The sequence below is a fragment of the Enterobacter cloacae complex sp. FDA-CDC-AR_0164 genome (assembly GCF_003071645.1).
GTDB lineage: Bacteria > Pseudomonadota > Gammaproteobacteria > Enterobacterales > Enterobacteriaceae > Enterobacter > Enterobacter ludwigii.
On sequence record NZ_CP028950.1, the window covers coordinates 2,007,702 to 2,025,143 of the forward strand.

Consider the following 17,442-nt stretch of genomic DNA (forward strand, 5'->3'; position numbering starts at 1 on the left):
CACACTTTTCAATGAAAATTGCTAATCATTTTCACGATGAGCTAAGTAGACTGGCCGCCATTGACATTGAGGCACTCGTACTACATGGCTGAATTCGAAACCACTTTTGCAGATCTGGGCCTGAAGGCTCCTATCCTTGAAGCCCTTACCGATCTGGGTTACGAAAAACCATCTCCGATCCAGGCAGAATGTATCCCACATCTGTTGTCTGGTCGTGACGTGCTGGGCATGGCCCAGACTGGTAGCGGCAAAACCGCAGCGTTCTCGCTGCCGCTGCTGCACAACATCGATCCGGAACTGCGTGCACCGCAGATCCTCGTCCTGGCTCCAACCCGTGAACTGGCTGTTCAGGTTGCAGAAGCTATGACTGATTTCTCTAAACATATGCGCGGCGTAAACGTGGTGGCCCTGTACGGTGGCCAGCGTTATGACGTGCAGTTACGTGCCCTGCGCCAGGGTCCACAGATTGTTGTCGGTACGCCGGGCCGTCTGCTGGATCACCTGAAGCGCGGTACCCTTGACCTCTCTAAACTGAGCGGTCTGGTACTGGATGAAGCAGATGAAATGCTGCGTATGGGCTTCATCGAAGACGTAGAAACGATTATGGCGCAGATCCCGGAAGGTCATCAGACCGCTCTGTTCTCTGCAACCATGCCAGAAGCGATTCGTCGCATTACCCGCCGCTTCATGAAAGAGCCGCAGGAAGTGCGCATTCAGTCCAGCGTGACCACTCGCCCGGACATCAGCCAGAGCTACTGGTCTGTATACGGTATGCGTAAAAACGAAGCGCTGGTTCGTTTCCTGGAAGCGGAAGATTTTGATGCGGCGATTATCTTCGTTCGTACCAAAAACGCGACCCTGGAAGTGGCTGAAGCGCTGGAGCGTAGCGGCTACAACAGCGCAGCGCTGAACGGTGACATGAACCAGGCTCTGCGTGAGCAGACGCTGGAGCGCCTGAAAGACGGTCGTCTGGATATCCTGATTGCAACCGACGTGGCAGCACGTGGTCTGGACGTTGAGCGTATCAGCCTGGTTGTGAACTACGATATTCCAATGGACTCCGAGTCCTACGTTCACCGTATCGGTCGTACCGGTCGTGCGGGTCGTGCAGGTCGTGCTCTGCTGTTCGTTGAGAACCGCGAGCGTCGTCTGCTGCGTAACATTGAACGCACCATGAAGCTGACCATTCCAGAAGCGGAACTGCCAAATGCAGAACTGCTGGGCAAACGCCGTCTGGAAAAATTCGCCGCGAAAGTACAGCAGCAGCTGGAAAGCAGCGACCTGGACCAGTATCGTGCGCTGCTGGCACAGATTCAGCCTACCGCTGAAGGCGAAGAGCTGGATATGGAAACGCTGGCCGCAGCACTGCTGAAAATGGCACAGGGCGAACGTACCCTGATCGTGCCACCAGATGCACCGATGCGTCCTAAGCGTGAGTTCCGTGACCGTGACGAGCGTTTCGAACGTCGTGGCGACCGTAACGATCGTGGTCCACGTGCTGACCGTCCAGAGCGCAGTGGCGAAGAGCGTCCACGTCGTGAGCGTCGTGACGCTGGCGAAATGGAACTGTACCGCATTGAAGTGGGCCGTGATGATGGTGTTGAAGTTCGTCATATCGTTGGCGCGATCGCTAACGAAGGCGACATCAGCAGCCGTTACATCGGTAACATCAAGCTGTTCGCATCTCACTCTACTATCGAGCTGCCAAAAGGCATGCCGGGCGAAGTACTGCAGCACTTTACTCGCACCCGCATCCTGAACAAGCCGATGAACATGCAGCTGATGGGTGATGCCCAGCCACGTACTGACCGTGGTGGCGAACGTCGTGGCGGTGGTCGTGGTTTCGGTGGCGAACGTCGTGAAGGCGGTCGTAGCGAAGGCAACCGCGCTGGCGCAGGCGAAGGTCGTCGTTTCTCTGGCGAGCGTCGCGAAAGCCGCGGCCCACGTCGTGAAGAAGGTACCGCTCGTCGTCGTTTCGGTGACGCGTAAGCCTTTCGTTTCTGACGTAAAGTAATCTATACAGCCCCGATAAACACTGTCGGGGCTTTTTTTATTTCTTTTGTACTCTTGTACTGGTACAGTGCTGCGCATTAACATGCATAACCGCATTATTGACTGGAGAAAAGGCTGTATGGCGATACTTACCACCACCCAAACGTCACCTTCGCTGCTTGGCGGCGTGGTGATCATCGGCGGAACCATCATTGGTGCCGGGATGTTCTCCCTGCCTGTGGTTATGTCCGGTGCGTGGTTCTTCTGGTCGCTGGCGGCACTGGTGTTTACCTGGTTCTGTATGCTTCATTCCGGGCTGATGATCCTCGAAGCCAACCTGAACTACCGCATTGGCTCCAGCTTCGACACCATCACTAAAGACCTGTTAGGCAAAGGCTGGAACCTGGTAAACGGCCTCTCCATTGCCTTTGTGCTCTACATCCTGACTTACGCGTACATCTCAGCGAGTGGCTCCATTCTGCATCACACATTCTCGGAGTTGTCGCTGAACGTGCCGGCAAGAGTGGCGGGCTTGTGCTTCGCGCTTGGCGTCGCGTTTATCGTCTGGATGAGCACCAAAGCGGTGAGCCGCATGACGGCGATTGTGCTGGGCGCGAAGGTGATCACCTTTTTCCTGACCTTCGGCAGCCTGCTTGGGCACGTTACGCCGGCCACGCTGTTCAACGTGGCGGAGACGAATACCGCTTACACGCCGTACCTGCTGATGACCCTGCCGTTCTGTCTCGCATCGTTTGGTTACCACGGTAATGTGCCGAGCCTGATGAAGTATTACGGTAAAGATCCCCGCACGATTGTGAAGTGCCTGATCTACGGCACGCTGCTGGCGCTGGCGCTGTACGTGATTTGGCTGCTGGGGACGATGGGCAATATCCCGCGTCCTGAATTTATCGGCATTGCGCAGAAGGGCGGTAACATTGATGTGCTGGTACAGGCGTTGAGCGGCGTACTGAACAGCCGCAGTCTGGATCTGTTGCTGGTGGTGTTCTCTAACTTTGCCGTCGCGAGCTCTTTCCTCGGCGTGACACTGGGCCTGTTTGACTACCTGGCCGATCTGTTTGGTTTTGATGATTCCGCTATGGGGCGCTTTAAAACCGCGCTGCTGACTTTCCTGCCACCGATTGTTGGCGGTCTGCTGTGGCCGAATGGTTTCCTCTATGCCATCGGCTATGCCGGGCTGGCGGCGACCATCTGGGCGGCGATTGTGCCTGCGCTGCTGGCACGCAAATCACGTAAACGCTTCGGCAGCCCGAAATTCCGCGTCTGGGGCGGAAAGCCGATGATTGCGCTGATTCTGGTGTTCGGTATTGGCAACGCGCTGGTGCATGTCCTGTCGAGTTTTAACCTGCTGCCGGTGTATCAGTAACACCACCTGTCACCCTCTCCCGACGGGAGAGGGTGACAAACCGCGCTAACCTGACACTTCCTCTTTCACCTGCATCGCCAGGTCAAACGAATGCAAGCGTGCCTGATGATCGAAAATCTGGCCGTTAACCATAATTTCATCCGCCTGCGTCTCACGCAGCACCGCCTCCAGCCCGTGACGCACTTTTGCCTTATCCCCCACCAGCGACATGCTCAACGCCTGCTGAACGCCATACTGTTCGGATGCCGACCACAGCTGATGCATATTCTCCACCGGCGGCGGCAGCTGGCCGGTCTCACCGCGACGCAGCTTCACAAAAGCCTGTTGCATAGAGGTGAATAGGAATTCCGCATCGCGATTGCTGTCGGCGGCAACGATGTTGATGCACACCATCGCATACGGTTTTTCCAGACGCTCTGAAGGTTTGAAGTTTGTGCGATAGAGGTGAAGCGCCTGGTGGAGCATATCTGGCGCGAAGTGTGAGGCAAAGGCGAACGGCAGCCCCAGCTGCGCGGCAAGCTGCGCGCTGTACAGGCTGGAGCCCAGCAGCCACACCGGGATCTTCTCACCGTAGCCTGGCACCGGGCGCACGTGCGGGTTAGGGTCACGCGCGTCAAACCAGTCCACCAGTTCAGCCACATCGCGCGGGAAGTTATCGATGTCGCCGCTCATATGGCGACGCAGGGCGCGCATGGTCGGCTGGTCGCTGCCCGGCGCACGGCCAAGACCCAGGTCGATACGGCCAGGATAGAGGGTATTCAACGTACCAAACTGCTCGGCAATCACCAGCGGGGCGTGGTTCGGCAACATCACGCCACCGGAGCCAAGGTGCAGCGTGGTGGTGTTCGCCGCCAGGTAACCAATCAGCACGGAGGTCGCCGCACTGGCGATACCAACCATATTGTGGTGCTCAGCCAGCCAGTAACGGTGATAACCGCGTTTTTCTGCCAGGCGAGCGAGATCGAGAGAGTGGGTAAAGGCTTCTCGTGCTGAGGACCCTTGAGGGATCGGCGCCAGATCCAGCACCGAAAACGGAATGGTTTTATCAGTCATAACAGCTCACTTTGTCGACGGTGAATCTTTTAATAGTGCATTAAAATTTAATAACCGTTGTTAACAAAGTGAGCTTTTACATTTCTTCTTCAGCCCTGTAACACCAGCCCGGGGAGGCGTTTCCAGTAGCCGTTACAGTCGCTGCTAGCGGTTAACGGCAGCGGAGCATCACCGTTTTCATTGGCGCGGAAGGCATCCAGCATGGCGAATACGCCCGTATCCATCGGTGACAGGCGCACCATGTCGACCAGACCGTTCATCGACGCCAGTTCATTGCCGAGGTTATACACATAGCCGCTCATGGTCTGAATACCGTTCAGGACGAACACCTGCTGATTTTCCTGCGACAGCATGCTGCGCCCGTTCGGGTACTTGATGCAGCAGGTTTCACACTCGTCTTTCGGACGGTCTTCAGAGCGGGCGGTGAAGCAGCGGGCAGAATAGGCCAGCGGCAGATGACCATAGCTCAGTACTTCCACCTCAAACTGATTGCGAATGCCCAGCGTTTCGCACTGGTTGAGCAGGTTAGCCAGCCAGTCGCGCGAGAGTTCGACCGGCATGCACCAGCGCGTCATCCCCTGTTTAAGCAGCAGGCGCAGCGTCACGGCGTTATAGCAGTTCAGCGCATGGCCTGCGACAAACGGCAGCCTGCGTTCGGCGCACATGTTCACTACGCCCAGATCGCTGGCTTCCAGCAGGAATTCACCGTTCTCTACGTAGCGTTTGAGTTCACCCAGTTCGGAGGAGGCCTGGACGAGGGCGAGCGTTGAGAGCACCACCTGTTTACCGCTTCCGGCGAGGCTTTTCGCCATATCCAGCCAGTCGCCCGCTTTGGTGGCGCGGCGCTTGCTGCATACCGCTTCACCGAGGTAAATCACATCTGCGCTGCTGGTTGCGGCCTGGTGGTAAAAATCTTCCAGCGTCTCTTTTGGCCAGTAGTAGAGCACCGGCCCTAATGAATATTTCATGATTATCTCACTGCCATTTACGGTGATACGCGCCAAGCGTGGTTTGTGTACCCTCGGACATCGCACCGAGTGTCTCCATCCACGCCGGTTGCGGTGCGTAGTTCTGCGGGTCTGCCATGCAGCGATCGATAGCCTGGCGCCAGACTTTCGCCACCTGGCTTACGTACGCCGGGCTGCGCTGGCGGCCCTCAATTTTCACCGAGGCGATATTGGCGGCCAGCAGTTCTGGCAGCAGTTCCAGCGTATTAAGGCTGGTTGGCTCTTCCAGCGCGTGGTAACGCTCGCCGTCTACCAGATAGCGGCCTTTGCACAGCGTCGGGTAACCGGCATTTTCGCCATCCTGATAGCGGTCAATCAGCACGTCGTTCAGGCGCGATTCCAGCCCCTGCGGCGTTTGTTGCCAGCGAACAAAGCGGGCGGGCGAGCAGGCCCCAACGGTATTGGGGGATTCGCCGGTTAAATAGGAAGAGAGATAGCAACGGCCTTCGGCCATGATACACAGGCTGCCAAAGGCAAAAACTTCCAGTGGTACTGGCGTGACGCGCGCGAGTTGCTTAACCTGATGAATAGAGAGCACGCGTGGCAGCACCACGCGGGCAACATCAAAGTGACGATGATAAAAACGCACCGCCTCTTCGTTAGTGGCAGATGCCTGAACGGAGACGTGACGCTCAATATGGGGATAGCGTTCTGCCGCATACTCAAGCATAGCGAGGTCGGCGAGGATCAGCGCATCGGCGCCCAGCTGTGCTGCCATATCCACCGCGCGTTGCCAGCGGACGTAGCCATCAGGATGGGCGAAGGTATTGATGGCGATATGCAGTTTGCGGCGGTGCTGGTGGACGAAGGTAACGGCTTCCTGAAGCTTTTTCTCCGTAAAGTTGAGGCCAGCAAAATGGCGGGCGTTGGTATCATCTTTCAGCCCGATATAGACCGCATCGGCCCCATTTTCGATGGCCGCCTTAAGCGCCGGAAGATTTCCGGCTGGGCAGAGCAGCTCCATAATTTATCCTGATGTAGTCGATCGCAAATTTGTTAACGAGCTGGGATTTTAATTAACCCATACGCGACAATTTTTGATTTAAGGCAGCTAATGGCGTATTGATGGCACCAATAATGAGGTACACCTGACGACAGTTTGTTGATTTACGCCGCTATGTTGTGCTTCGGATATGGCAAAATAGCAGGACTATAGCTATCAGGGAGTAAAGCTCGTGCTGGATAAACTGCGTTCACGTCTCGTACAATTTGGTCCATCAATGCTGAGCGTGCCGGTAAAACTGGCCCCGTTCGCGCTTAAACGCCAGGTGCTGGAGCAGGTGCTGAGCTGGCAATTCCGCCAGGCACTGCAGGACGGTGAGCTGGCGTTCCTGGAAGGGCGCTGGTTAAGCATTGACGTCCACGATATCGGGCTGCGCTGGTTTACCTCTGTTGAGAATGACCAACTGATCGTCCGTGAGTCCGCCGACGCGGATGTGAGCTTTAGCGCCAGCGCCAGCGATCTGCTGATGATCGCCGCGCGTAAGCAGGATCCGGACACACTCTTCTTCCAGCGCCGCCTGGTTATCGAAGGCGATACGGAACTTGGTCTGTACGTGAAGAATTTAATGGATGCCATTGAGCTGGAGCAGATGCCGAAAGCGCTGCGTGTGATGTTGATGCAAATGGCAGACTTCGTTGAGGCGGGGCTGAAAACCCCGCCGGAAAGTAAACACACTTCAGTAGGTGAGCCATGCTGATTCGAGTCGAAATTGGGATTGATGCACCGGGTATCGATGCGTTGTTACGCCGCTCTTTTGCGCGGGATGACGAAGCGCAACTGGTCCACGATCTCCGCGAAGACGGCCTGATTACGCTGGGGCTGGTTGCCACCGATGACGAAGGTCAGGTGGTGGGCTATGTTGCCTTCAGCCCGGTTACCGTTCAGGGCGAAGAGTTACAGTGGGTAGGAATGGCACCGCTGGCGGTTGATGAGCACTACCGCGGCCAGGGGCTGGCGCGCCAGCTGGTTTACGAAGGGCTGGACTCGCTCAACGAATTTGGCTATGCCGCCGTGGTGACGCTGGGAGATGCTACGTTCTATGGCCGTTTAGGCTTCGAACCGGCAGCGCATTACGATCTCCGCTGCCGCTGGCCGGGAACGGAATCCGCCTTCCAGGTGCACCGTCTGGCGGATGACGCGTTTAACGGCGTGAACGGTCTGGTTGAGTACCACGACCATTTCAATCGCTTTTAATCAGGCTCTCGCGAAGCGCCTCAAAGGAGCCGTCTCCGGTGACGAGGCGCTCTTTCTGACGCTTCGTCAGTTGCTTAATGCGGTATTCCATTCTGAGCGCCAGCGATCTGTCGCCAACGGGCGCCGAAAAGGCGAGCTGTAATTCCCCTTTCCCCCGCAGCGCTTTGGCACCTTTCCCCGTTTGATGTTGCAGAAAACGCCGCGCCACATCGGTAGTGATCCCGGTGTACAGGGCGTTATCGGCGGTACGAACAAGATAGAGAAACCAGCACACGGTAAACAGATTCAGTATGTTAAGGTGAACGCACCTTAGCATGAGAGAGAGCGAAAATGGAAACTCTGACCACCATTAACCGCTGGCTGGCAAAACAGCATGTCGTCACCTGGTGCGTGTATGACGAAGGTGAAATGTGGTGTGCAAACGCGTTTTATTACTACGATCCAGAGCGCGTCGCCTTTTATGTCCTGAGCGAGGATAAAACCCGTCATGCGCAAATGTCGGGTCCGCAGGCGAAGGTGGCGGGCACGGTGAACGGCCAGCCTAAAACGGTCGCGCTGATTCGTGGCCTGCAGTTTAAAGGGGAGATCCGCCGCCTGGACGGAGAAGAGAGCGACGCGCAGCGAAAACGCTACACGCGCCGCTTTCCGGTTGCCATTGCGCTAAAAGCTCCGGTGTGGGAAATCCGCCTTGATGAGCTGAAATTTACCGACAACACCCTGGGCTTTGGCACAAAGCTTCACTGGCTACGCGCCGAGCAGGCGTAGCGCTTCACGGTTAAACGCGGGCAGATCGTCCGGGGTCCTGCTGGTGATCAGCTGGTCTTTGTCGTTCACAACCTCCTGATCGTAAAACTCAGCCCCCGCATTTTTCAGATCGATAACGATCGGTTTCACGGCCGTGAGTTTACGCCCGCGCACGACATCTGCGCTGATGAGCAGTTGCGGACCGTGGCAGATGGCAAAGACCGGTTTGCCCGTCGAGACAAAGTCTCGCGTGAAGGTCACGAACCGTTCATCCCCGCGCAGGGAATCCGGTGAATGACCGCCGGGTAACAGCAGGGCATCGAAATCTGACGGGCTGACGTTATCGATGGTTTCATCGATGGTCACGCTGGCTTCGCCCTTATGGCCTTTCACCGTTTTACCCGCCTCTTTCTCAATGGTGATGACCTCATGTCCTGCCTTGCGAAATGCCTCGGCTGGCGAGGTGAATTCTGAATCTTCAAACTCGTCGGTGATCAAGACTGCGATTTTCTTGCCCATGCTTCCTCCGTTGTTTTGGCTTCAGACAGATTTTTCTCCGCTTGTGGTAAATACTTACCTGTAACAGACTTCTAAGTGTGGTCGACGACGCTGAGTTCGCAAACGGACAATTCTGTAAAGGGGAGATGAAATGAGTCAGGTACTGATTACCGGCGCGACCGGGCTGGTGGGCGGGCATCTGCTGCGGCTGCTGCTTCAGGAGCACCGGGTTAACTATATTGCCGCCCCGACGCGTCGGCCTCTCGCGGATATCTCCGGCGTCTTTAACCCCCACGACCCGCAGCTTACCGATGCACTGGCGCAGGTACAGGATCCTGTTGATATCGCCTTTTGCTGCCTCGGTACAACGCTGCGTGAAGCGGGCAGTAAAGAGGCCTTTGTGCATGCGGACTACACGCTGGTGGTCGATACGGCGCTGACGGCTAAAAAGCTGGGGGCAACACATTTTGTGGTGATCAGTTCGCTCGGTGCCAATGCCGGGTCACCTTTTTTCTACAACAAGGTGAAGGGCAAAATGGAAGAGGCGCTGATTGCCCAGAAGTGGGAGCAACTGACCATTGTTCGCCCCTCCATGCTGCTCGGGCATCGGGATGAACGCCGTTTTAACGAATCGTTTTTCGCGCCTCTGTTCCGCATCCTGCCGGGTAACTGGAAATCCATTGAGGCAGCGGACGTGGCGCGTGCGATGCTAAAAGAAGGGCTCTCGCCATCGCAGGAGGGCGTGAATATCATCCCGTCGGCAAAACTGCGTGAAATCGCACAGGGCGAGGCGTAAACTCCCCCGGCTAATAACCTACTACTCTCCGGGGAATGCTATGACTGGTCAGTCTTCATCTCAGGCGGCTTCACCTGTTCAATGGTGGAAGCCCGCGCTCTTCTTTCTCGTGGTCATCATCGGCCTCTGGTATGTGAAATGGCAGCCGTACTACGGTAAAGCCTTTACGGCCGCCGAAACGCACAGTATCGGAAAATCTATTCTCGCTCAGGCAGATTCCAGCCCGCTTCAGGCGGCGTGGGATTACGCCATGGTCTATTTCCTTGCCGTCTGGAAAGCCGCGGTACTGGGCGTCCTGCTGGGCTCGCTGATTCAGGTGCTTATCCCGCGTCACTGGCTGGTGAAAACCCTCGGTCAGCCCCGCTTTCAGGGTACGCTGCTGGGGACGATTTTCTCCCTGCCGGGCATGATGTGCTCGTGCTGTGCAGCGCCTGTGGCCGCCGGGATGCGTCGTCAGCGCGTTTCGATGGGCGGTGCGCTTGCTTTCTGGATGGGGAACCCGTTGTTAAACCCGGCGACGCTGGTGTTTATGGGCTTTGTGCTGGGCTGGCATTTCGCCTTTATTCGTCTGGTGGCCGGGCTGCTGACGGTGCTGGTCGTGGCGACACTGGTGCAACATCTGGTGAAAGACAAAACCGTAGCGCCTGCGTCAGTTGACGTGGATATCAGTGAACCGCAGGGCGGCTTCTTCGCGCGCTGGGGCAGGGCGCTGTGGCAACTTTTCTGGAGCACCATCCCGGTCTATATCCTGGCGGTTCTGGTGCTGGGCGCGGCGCGCGTCTGGCTGTTCCCGCATGCGGACGGGGCTATCGACAACACGCTGCTGTGGGTCGTTGCAATGGCGGTTGCCGGTTGCCTGTTCGTGATCCCAACGGCCGCTGAAATTCCCATTGTTCAGACCATGATGCTGGCCGGGATGGGCACCGCGCCTGCACTGGCGCTGCTCATTACCCTGCCTGCAATCAGCCTGCCGTCGCTTGTCATGTTGCGTAAGTCATTCCCGGCGAAAGCGCTGTGGCTGACCGCGGGGCTGGTGGCGCTGAGCGGGGTGATGGTAGGAAGTATTGCACTGGTATAAAAAAAGCCCGGTAGCGTTACCGCTTATCGGGCTTTCTGTCAGACGTTCTGGTTACTTGATGTAGGTGAAGGCGGTGGTGACGTGTTTCACGCCGCTCACCCGGCTGGCGATATCGGCCGCCGCTTTCCCTTCACGGTCGGTGACCAGACCCAGCAGGAACACTTCGCCGTTTTCCGTTGTCACTTTCACGTTTGAGGATTTCACCTGGTCCGAGCCCAGCAGCTGGGAGCGAACTTTGGTGGTTATCCAGGTATCAGACGACGCGGTACCCAGGCTGATTGGCTGCCCCTGACGGATTTCATTGAAGACTTCCGTGGTGCCCTCAACGCCCATTGCGATCTGTTTTGCGCGGCTGGAGAGTTCGGTATTCGGCGACTGGCCCGTCAGCAACACTTTGCCCTGATAGGCCGTGACGTTGATACGCGCTTCTTTCTTGATTTGTTCGTCTTTCGACAGCGCACTGTTGACGCGCAGCTCCAGCGTACCGTCATCGACCTGTGTCCCTACGGAACGCGGGTCGGTTGCCGCTTTAGTACCAACCGCGGCGGTACCCACGACAGCCGCAGCGATACATCCCTGAAGCAGTAATGCAGACATAAGGACTGCGAGGGTCGATAAAGCCTTCATAAGAACTCCTTAATCATCCTGGTGAGGGAAAAGCGTGTTATCGATCAAATCGCATAAGCAGTTCACCGTGAGCATATGCATCTCCTGAATGCGCGCGCTACGGTGAGAGGGAATGCGGATTTCCACATCCTGCGGCCCAAGCAAACCCGCCAGCTCACCACCGTCATAGCCTGTTAAGGCAACGATAGTCATGTCGCGGGTGACGGCGGCTTCAACGGCTTTGACAATGTCCCGGCTGTTGCCGCGCGTGGAGATTGCCAGCAGAACATCTCCGGCATGACCCAGGGCTCGCACCTGCTTTGCGTAAATCTCATCATGCAGACGATCGTTAGCAATCGCTGTTAAGACCACATTATCGGTATTAAGTGCAATGGCGGGTAAACTCGGTCGTTCTGTTTCAAAACGATTGATCATGCTGGCAGCAAAATGCTGTGCGTTGGCGGCTGAAGTGCCATTGCCACAACAGAGGATTTTGTTGCCGTTGAGCAGGGATTGCACCAGCGTCATGGCGGCACGAGAGATAGCGTCCGGAAGGGCTTCCGCCGCTGCAATCTGAGTCTGGATGCTTTCAGTGAAGCACACTTTAATTCTTTCGAGCACGTTATCCCTTTTAAATCTTAATTATGCGTCTTCGCCAAAAGCGTTTTTCAGCCATTCGATCGCATTGCCGGTGAAGGCTACCACATCGAACCGGCAATCCACAGTATCAAAACTCCCATTATGGCGGGCAAGCCACAAGTGGGCAGTCTGTAATAATTTATGTTGTTTGGCGAGCGTCACGCTGGCGGCAGCGCCGCCAAAACGGGAAGACTGTCGGTAGCGAACTTCTACAAACACGATGACCTCACCGTCTTTCATGATGAGGTCGATTTCGCCGCCACGTCCGCGAACGTTAGCGGCGATAAAGTGCAGTCCTTTGCCTTCAAGCCAGCGACGCGCTTTTAATTCCCACGCGTCACCGGTCTCTTTACGGCTTAACTGGCCGGGACGATTTGCCCCTGCTGGTATTTGAGCCATGATAACTTCCTGTTAATCACACAATCCTGAGTGGCCGTCAGATCGCCGGTATTGCCGTTAAGCTCAAAGCCCGGCACCTGACGCATCTGGGTAAAGTGGTTCGCCAGCGCCCAGGCATCGACACCCATGGCATACAGACGTGCCAGAGAGTAGTCGTTGCGGACGGTGCTCAGCGCCTGCTGCATCAGTGCCGGGTTGCTGCCTGCGAGCATGGGAATTTCGCTGTACTGCAGGCCGTCCATCTCCAGACGGAAATCCGGGCCGGCGGTACCTTGCGCGCTGCGTGAACTGGCGTACAGCGTTGCGCCGCTCTGGCTGCCGTTACGCATTGCAATCATCGGTTTGATGAAGGCGATTTCCTGCGGGGTGGCAACGATATACGCTGCATCCACTTTACCGCCACCGCTGATCTGCGCGTCGGTAGGTGGCGCAGGGATCGACAGACCGCCAATGGTCACACTCTGCTGCTGCGGCAGGCTTGCGCTGACCGGGCTGCCGTTGAGGGCAATGCCCGCTCCACCATTGACGCCCGCGCGCAGTTCAGACGCGGAGCCGAATTTCTGCTGCAGCACAATACCGCCGCCTAACTTCTGCCACTCATCGGCAAAAGCATTAGCAACGCGATCCCCCAGCGTACTGCGTGGGATGAGCAACAGCGGAGCCTGTTTACCCTGCTCGTGAATATGACGCGCCGCATCGCGGGCTTCATCTTCCGGCGACAGCGCGAAGTAGCAAATATTGGCACGGTTCTGAACCTGCTCTGGCTGGTTGAGTGCCAGCACGTTCAGCGTGGTATTGCTCTTCATCAACTCTTCGACATTGTTTTTCAGCAGCGGGCCGACAACGATGCTCGCACCATCCTGTTGAACCTGCGCCAGTACCTGGTCAAGCGGCTTCGAACTGGTGTCGTAGATTTTCAGCTCAGCACCCGGGTTTGCGCTGGTGGTGGCCACCGGCGGTGTTTGCGCGGCAGGTTGTGCCGTTTGTTCTGCGGGCTGTGCAGGCTGAACGTTCTGCGGTTGAGGTTGTTCAGACGCGGTGTCAGTCGCCGGGGCTGCTTGAGTTTCAGCCGGCGCCGGCGTGGCGGGCTGTGCAGGCTGAACGTTCTGCGGTTGAGGTTGTTCAGACGCGGTGTCAGCCGCCGGAGCTGCTTGAGTTTCAGCCGGCGCTGGCGTTGCCGTCGTAGGGGCCGTTACCGGGTTCTGCATCGTCCCCTGTGCCGGCGTCTGCGCGGTGGTCAGGTCACTGGTTTCAGCGGCGGAAGGGCTGACCACATCGTTCACGTTTGCCGCCTGTGCTGCCTGGGTCGGTACTGCGCTGCCCGTCACTGGCGTCGTGCCGTTTTTCGCGGCTTCAAAACCCTGTTGAATAGTGCGACCGAATACCGCCGCCTGACCGTTTAAGGGCAGAAGGAGTGCAATCTTGCTGGTCGAGGCCGGCTTAAAGTTCTGCACGTTTACCAGCTGCGTCGGCAGCATTTTCGCGCCCGGATTCTGCGGGTAGCGGGTCTGCCAGTCAGTGATACCAGCTTTCAGCATCTTCGGATCGTTGCGGTTGTTAAACCACATCTGCTGCAGATCCAGCCAGCCCTGCAGGACGTTTTCATCTGCATTGATCACCAGTGCACGCGCCTGCTCCAGCGTCATAGAGGCCAGCGCCTGCCACGTGGCATCGATATTTTTCTGCTTATCAGCCCCGCCGAGCAGAGGCTCCTGGGCGATCAGCGCACGGAGCAGCGTCAGGGAAGGGCGGCCCTGTTCAGCGATAATGCCCGCCTGCCAGAAGCGAGCCTGCTGATTTTTATCCAGCGCGCTTACATCGATATCCCCGAGGATCTTTTTCGCGGCATCGTAATCTTTCAGCGCGACTTTCAGCTCGGCAGAGAGCAGGCTCTGCTCACGACGCTGAACATCATTCAGATCTTTTGGCAACTGGTTGAACAATTCGGCAGCCTGCTGGGTTTTACCCTCTTTCAGCAGTGCACGAATGGCGAGTAATTGCCAGTTGGTCTTGGTATCATTTGAGCTCTGCGACATTTGTTGCAGATAAAAGCCAGAGTCAGACTGAGCAGAACCCTGCAAATGGGCGGTGCTCTGGTCGGGTGCCTGGGTGCCACAGCCTGCAAAGATCAGGGCTGCCAGCAGGAGCGGCACGCTGCGCGTGGCTTTTTTTCGAAGAAACGTTAACGGTACCATACTGTATCCAGTGATTTTTTTTACGCAATGCTCAATATTAAATCGGCAATACGGACGAAACAATGAAACAACACGAAACGGCAGATAATTCTCAAGGCCAGCTCTATATTGTACCTACTCCTATCGGGAATTTATCTGATATTACCCAACGTGCGCTTACCGTATTGCAGGCTGTTGATTTAATTGCCGCTGAAGATACCCGACACACAGGCTTACTGCTCCAGCACTTCGCTATTAGCGCGCGTTTGTTCGCGTTACACGATCACAATGAGCAACAAAAAGCCGAAACGCTGGTGGCGAAGCTGAAAGAGGGGCAGAACATTGCCCTGGTCTCCGATGCGGGTACGCCGCTGATTAACGACCCCGGCTACCATCTGGTGCGTACCTGCCGTGAAGCCGGGATCCGCGTGGTGCCGCTGCCTGGCCCATGTGCGGCTATCGCGGCGCTGAGCGCTGCGGGTCTGCCTTCCGACCGCTTCTGCTATGAAGGTTTCCTGCCTGCCAAATCCAAAGGCCGCCGCGACGTGTTAAAAGCGCTGGAAGCTGAACCACGCACCCTGATTTTCTACGAATCTACGCATCGCCTGCTGGAAAGCCTGGAAGATATGGTGACCGTCTGGGGGGAAGCCCGCTACGTGGTGCTGGCACGCGAGCTGACCAAAACCTGGGAAACCATTCACGGCGCACCGGTAGGAGAACTGCTGGCGTGGGTGAAGGAAGACGAAAACCGCCGCAAGGGCGAGATGGTGCTGATTGTCGAAGGACATAAGGCGCAGGAGGACGCATTGCCTGCCGATGCGCTTCGTACACTTGCGCTGTTGCAGGCTGAACTGCCGCTCAAGAAAGCGGCTGCGCTGGCGGCAGAGATCCACGGCGTGAAGAAAAACGCACTGTATAAGTATGCGCTGGAGCAGCAGGGGTAATATATCGGCCCGGCAATCACGCCGGGCCAGTTTATTTTACTTCGCGGGAATGGCCTCGTACACCAGCGTTTCCAGCGGCTGCAGCGTAATCACCACGGCCTTTTGATACTCTCCTGGTACGCTTGTGTTATTGCCGTACACGGCGTTCAGACTGAACTGCGCCATGTCCCCTGTCGGGATTTCAAAGTCTTTTGCCAAATCCAGATAATAGCTTTGCGGTTTATCCGACGGGTTTCGCAAGCCCAGAATGGCTTTGTCTTTGCTCCAGGAGGCCCACCCGTAAACCTCAAGCGCCGTCGGGTCGCCACCGATCCAATGCGTATCCACCAGCACGCTGGCGTTATTTCGCGCCCATTTTGCTGCCTGCGCCAGGGTGTCCCATTTCGTCTTATTCAGCATTGATGGCGTGATATATAACTCCTGCAGTTGCGTCCCTGTGGCGAAGTAGCTCCAGACCTGATCGGCAAAATCGCTGTCCGTTTGCACCTTCTCCAGTCCGTAATAGGCATTTTCCGCGCTGACTATCCCGTGGTACATCAGCGAGTTCAGCGGGAACAGTGGGCCTTTACGCACAATAGAGCGATATGTTTCAGCATCGCGGTAGGTCATCCACTGCTGTACCGGCGTGCCGGGGCCGTAAAGGTTGATGTCATCCCCCTGACGCCAGATGGAGTCGGCATAGAACAGCCAGGACGGGCTGGCGTCGGTACCGGTTGTCAGGTTGATAAACAGATTGGGGTTTGCGCTGCGCATGTTATGCAGCAGGGCGATAGACGCATCAAAATCGGACGCGAACTGGCTACCAGTAATATGCGAGTTGGCGTTGCCCATCCCGTCGAGCTTAAACGAGGTGATATGTTCGTTTTTAATCAGCTTGATGATCTGCTCATTGAAGTTTTTGAAGTAGCGCGGGCCCGAGAGAGCCAGCTTCCCGTCTACCGTTTCGAAGCCGTACTCTTTGGCGTGGGAGACGCGAATATCGCGCGGCTTATTATAACCTCCCCACGGTGAGAGCCACAGCCCGACGGAGCTGTGCAGACTGTCCGCTTTTTCCCTGACCTTACCAAAGCCGTGGCTGAAGGCCGGGCCAAACAGCCAGCGTCCGGTACGATCGTCCCAGCCATCGTCCAGCAGGAACGCATCCAGCGCCACGCCGCGTCCGGTGATAAATTCTTTATTCCACTCATCCATCCGCCCCAGCACATCCTGTTCGGTGTAGGGGTTAAAGAAGCCGATATCCATCCAGCTGTTATAGTGCAGATAGGGTTTGTACGCCCGTGGGCGCACGGCGTCGATAAACTGGTTTACGCTACGGCGCAGCTGGCTGGTTTCCGGGAACGTGCCAAAGTAGGTGGTAAAGCTGACCGGCGCGTCAGGCTGAACCGGCGTTTTCAGCTCCACGTTCAGATTGGTCGTCGCTTCATAGGCATACGTATTAACGATTGGCTTATCCGGCAGGATAAAGAACGAATCAGCAATAATGGGCGAGCTATTGATGGCACCATCAACGTACGGCGCCTGAGACTGTTTTTTCGTCGGGAAGAAGGTGATTTTCGCCACCTCTCGCGGCTGGCCGACGGCCGCAATGGTGTAATCAATACTGGCGTATTTTCCCTTCACCAGATTCAGCTTCACCGTCACGTTAAAATCCGGACGGGTGAAATCAATGACAATCGTGTTGTCCTGTTTTTCTACATGCTTAATTGTAAAGTCTGCAGTATGAATTTTGGTCTCATCCGGCAGGGTCAGAAAGAACAGCTCCTGCGGCGTAAGCGGATGATTAGCCGTTTTGTCTTTCACTACCACCGTTGAACTGGCGTCATCAAACGAGAGGGCAATGGAGTCGTTATCGAGCGCGTATTGTGCTGCCGCCGCGCCATGAGAAACACACAAGGCAAGCATCGAGAGTGTGAGCACTTTTTTCATCAGGG

Annotated in this window: 19 protein-coding genes; 9 read left to right on the top strand and 10 right to left on the bottom strand. The window is 56.5% G+C overall.

Translation table 11 applies throughout. The features are described 5' to 3' along the window. Positions 1 to 11: 11 nt before the first annotated feature. From yrbN to mtr, 3 genes are all read left to right on the top strand, one after another. Positions 12 to 92, top strand: coding sequence for a protein YrbN (gene yrbN, locus AM410_RS24335; RefSeq protein WP_100122156.1), 81 nt, complete (start codon positions 12 to 14; stop codon positions 90 to 92). Further along, entirely contained in the window at positions 85 to 1,989 is a 1,905-nt protein-coding gene (locus AM410_RS09860) for a DEAD/DEAH family ATP-dependent RNA helicase (RefSeq protein ID WP_020883539.1), read from the top strand. The genes yrbN and AM410_RS09860 overlap by 8 nt, the downstream gene beginning before the upstream one ends. A gap of 142 nt (positions 1,990 to 2,131) precedes the next feature. Further along, entirely contained in the window at positions 2,132 to 3,376 is a 1,245-nt protein-coding gene (gene mtr / locus AM410_RS09865; protein WP_032681935.1) for a tryptophan permease, read from the top strand. Between the two features lie 45 nt (positions 3,377 to 3,421). Here the strand turns inward: mtr and AM410_RS09870 are convergent, their stop codons facing one another. The 3 genes from AM410_RS09870 to ubiU form a co-directional block, all read right to left on the bottom strand. Beyond that, a complete protein-coding gene (locus tag AM410_RS09870; RefSeq protein WP_032679044.1) occupies positions 3,422 to 4,429 on the bottom strand; it encodes a luciferase-like monooxygenase in 1,008 nt (335 codons plus the stop codon). Positions 4,430 to 4,518: 89 nt separating this feature from the next. Beyond that, the gene (locus AM410_RS09875) at positions 4,519 to 5,397 is read right to left on the bottom strand and encodes a U32 family peptidase (RefSeq protein ID WP_073396316.1); all 879 of its coding nucleotides are present in this window, start codon (positions 5,395 to 5,397) and stop codon (positions 4,519 to 4,521) included. 7 nt (positions 5,398 to 5,404) lie between these two features. Beyond that, positions 5,405 to 6,400 carry a ubiquinone anaerobic biosynthesis protein UbiU gene (gene ubiU / locus AM410_RS09880; protein ID WP_047956158.1) on the bottom strand — a complete coding sequence of 332 codons (996 nt, stop codon included), beginning with the start codon at positions 6,398 to 6,400 and terminating at the stop codon, positions 5,405 to 5,407. Positions 6,401 to 6,611: 211 nt separating this feature from the next. On the opposite strand from ubiU, the gene ubiT reads away from it, so the two are divergent. Further along, entirely contained in the window at positions 6,612 to 7,136 is a 525-nt protein-coding gene (ubiT, locus tag AM410_RS09885) for a ubiquinone anaerobic biosynthesis accessory factor UbiT (RefSeq protein WP_020883544.1), read from the top strand. After that, positions 7,130 to 7,633 (top strand): GNAT family N-acetyltransferase, encoded by a 504-nt coding sequence (locus tag AM410_RS09890; protein WP_014171770.1) that lies wholly within the window; start codon positions 7,130 to 7,132, stop codon positions 7,631 to 7,633. The genes ubiT and AM410_RS09890 overlap by 7 nt, the downstream gene beginning before the upstream one ends. Here AM410_RS09890 and AM410_RS09895 read toward each other — a convergent pair. Then, positions 7,620 to 7,949: a GIY-YIG nuclease family protein gene (locus AM410_RS09895; protein ID WP_014171769.1), complete on the bottom strand. Its 330-nt coding sequence runs from the start codon at positions 7,947 to 7,949 to the stop codon at positions 7,620 to 7,622. The two genes, AM410_RS09890 and AM410_RS09895, sit on opposite strands and share 14 nt — an antisense overlap. Positions 7,950 to 7,963: 14 nt before the next feature. Here AM410_RS09895 and AM410_RS09900 point away from each other — a divergent pair, with 14 nt between their 5' ends. After that, positions 7,964 to 8,398, top strand: coding sequence for a YhbP family protein (locus AM410_RS09900; RefSeq protein ID WP_020883546.1), 435 nt, complete (start codon positions 7,964 to 7,966; stop codon positions 8,396 to 8,398). Here the strand turns inward: AM410_RS09900 and AM410_RS09905 are convergent. Beyond that, positions 8,378 to 8,896, bottom strand: a complete 519-nt coding sequence (locus AM410_RS09905) for a type 1 glutamine amidotransferase domain-containing protein (protein ID WP_014171767.1) — start codon at positions 8,894 to 8,896, stop codon at positions 8,378 to 8,380. The two genes, AM410_RS09900 and AM410_RS09905, sit on opposite strands and share 21 nt — an antisense overlap. A 130-nt stretch (positions 8,897 to 9,026) precedes the next feature. Between AM410_RS09905 and AM410_RS09910 the strand changes: the two genes are divergently transcribed. Next, on the top strand, positions 9,027 to 9,671 hold the full coding sequence (locus AM410_RS09910; protein WP_020883547.1) for an NAD(P)H-binding protein: 645 nt from the start codon (positions 9,027 to 9,029) through the stop codon (positions 9,669 to 9,671). 40 nt (positions 9,672 to 9,711) lie between these two features. Continuing rightward, positions 9,712 to 10,749: a permease gene (locus AM410_RS09915; RefSeq protein ID WP_032680201.1), complete on the top strand. Its 1,038-nt coding sequence runs from the start codon at positions 9,712 to 9,714 to the stop codon at positions 10,747 to 10,749. Positions 10,750 to 10,800: 51 nt separating this feature from the next. On the opposite strand, the gene dolP is transcribed toward AM410_RS09915, so the two are convergent. From dolP to AM410_RS09935, 4 genes are read right to left on the bottom strand one after another with little or no spacing between them, the layout of a single operon-like run. Next, the gene (gene dolP / locus AM410_RS09920; RefSeq protein ID WP_014171764.1) at positions 10,801 to 11,376 is read right to left on the bottom strand and encodes a division/outer membrane stress-associated lipid-binding lipoprotein; all 576 of its coding nucleotides are present in this window, start codon (positions 11,374 to 11,376) and stop codon (positions 10,801 to 10,803) included. A gap of 9 nt (positions 11,377 to 11,385) precedes the next feature. Next, entirely contained in the window at positions 11,386 to 11,976 is a 591-nt protein-coding gene (gene diaA, locus AM410_RS09925; protein ID WP_003861754.1) for a DnaA initiator-associating protein DiaA, read from the bottom strand. 21 nt (positions 11,977 to 11,997) lie between these two features. Further along, positions 11,998 to 12,393: a YraN family protein gene (locus AM410_RS09930; protein ID WP_040018755.1), complete on the bottom strand. Its 396-nt coding sequence runs from the start codon at positions 12,391 to 12,393 to the stop codon at positions 11,998 to 12,000. Then, positions 12,351 to 14,588: a penicillin-binding protein activator gene (locus tag AM410_RS09935; RefSeq protein WP_108647763.1), complete on the bottom strand. Its 2,238-nt coding sequence runs from the start codon at positions 14,586 to 14,588 to the stop codon at positions 12,351 to 12,353. Before AM410_RS09935 ends, AM410_RS09930 begins: the two co-directional genes overlap by 43 nt. A 62-nt stretch (positions 14,589 to 14,650) precedes the next feature. Here AM410_RS09935 and rsmI point away from each other — a divergent pair, with 62 nt between their 5' ends. Beyond that, the gene (rsmI, locus tag AM410_RS09940) at positions 14,651 to 15,511 is read left to right on the top strand and encodes a 16S rRNA (cytidine(1402)-2'-O)-methyltransferase (protein ID WP_014171761.1); all 861 of its coding nucleotides are present in this window, start codon (positions 14,651 to 14,653) and stop codon (positions 15,509 to 15,511) included. Between the two features lie 36 nt (positions 15,512 to 15,547). Here the strand turns inward: rsmI and AM410_RS09945 are convergent, their stop codons facing one another. Beyond that, the gene (locus AM410_RS09945; protein ID WP_073396319.1) at positions 15,548 to 17,437 is read right to left on the bottom strand and encodes an enterotoxin; all 1,890 of its coding nucleotides are present in this window, start codon (positions 17,435 to 17,437) and stop codon (positions 15,548 to 15,550) included. Between the last annotated feature and the right edge of the window lie 5 nt (positions 17,438 to 17,442).

Excerpts from the sequence above, each read along its gene's own strand:
- AM410_RS09875 (WP_073396316.1), bottom strand. The coding sequence starts at position 5,397 with ATGAAATATTCATTAGGGCCGGTGCTCTACTACTGGCCAAAAGAGACG.
- AM410_RS09905 (WP_014171767.1), bottom strand. The coding sequence starts at position 8,896 with ATGGGCAAGAAAATCGCAGTCTTGATCACCGACGAGTTTGAAGATTCA.
- ubiU (WP_047956158.1), bottom strand. The coding sequence starts at position 6,400 with ATGGAGCTGCTCTGCCCAGCCGGAAATCTTCCGGCGCTTAAGGCGGCC.
- AM410_RS09895 (WP_014171769.1), bottom strand. The coding sequence starts at position 7,949 with ATGCTAAGGTGCGTTCACCTTAACATACTGAATCTGTTTACCGTGTGC.
- AM410_RS09945 (WP_073396319.1), bottom strand. The coding sequence starts at position 17,437 with ATGAAAAAAGTGCTCACACTCTCGATGCTTGCCTTGTGTGTTTCTCAT.
- AM410_RS09930 (WP_040018755.1), bottom strand. The coding sequence starts at position 12,393 with ATGGCTCAAATACCAGCAGGGGCAAATCGTCCCGGCCAGTTAAGCCGT.
- AM410_RS09915 (WP_032680201.1), top strand. The coding sequence starts at position 9,712 with ATGACTGGTCAGTCTTCATCTCAGGCGGCTTCACCTGTTCAATGGTGG.
- rsmI (WP_014171761.1), top strand. The coding sequence starts at position 14,651 with ATGAAACAACACGAAACGGCAGATAATTCTCAAGGCCAGCTCTATATT.
- AM410_RS09870 (WP_032679044.1), bottom strand. The coding sequence starts at position 4,429 with ATGACTGATAAAACCATTCCGTTTTCGGTGCTGGATCTGGCGCCGATC.
- dolP (WP_014171764.1), bottom strand. The coding sequence starts at position 11,376 with ATGAAGGCTTTATCGACCCTCGCAGTCCTTATGTCTGCATTACTGCTT.
- yrbN (WP_100122156.1), top strand. The coding sequence starts at position 12 with ATGAAAATTGCTAATCATTTTCACGATGAGCTAAGTAGACTGGCCGCC.
- AM410_RS09910 (WP_020883547.1), top strand. The coding sequence starts at position 9,027 with ATGAGTCAGGTACTGATTACCGGCGCGACCGGGCTGGTGGGCGGGCAT.
- mtr (WP_032681935.1), top strand. The coding sequence starts at position 2,132 with ATGGCGATACTTACCACCACCCAAACGTCACCTTCGCTGCTTGGCGGC.
- AM410_RS09900 (WP_020883546.1), top strand. The coding sequence starts at position 7,964 with ATGGAAACTCTGACCACCATTAACCGCTGGCTGGCAAAACAGCATGTC.
- AM410_RS09935 (WP_108647763.1), bottom strand. The coding sequence starts at position 14,588 with ATGGTACCGTTAACGTTTCTTCGAAAAAAAGCCACGCGCAGCGTGCCG.
- AM410_RS09890 (WP_014171770.1), top strand. The coding sequence starts at position 7,130 with ATGCTGATTCGAGTCGAAATTGGGATTGATGCACCGGGTATCGATGCG.
- AM410_RS09860 (WP_020883539.1), top strand. The coding sequence starts at position 85 with ATGGCTGAATTCGAAACCACTTTTGCAGATCTGGGCCTGAAGGCTCCT.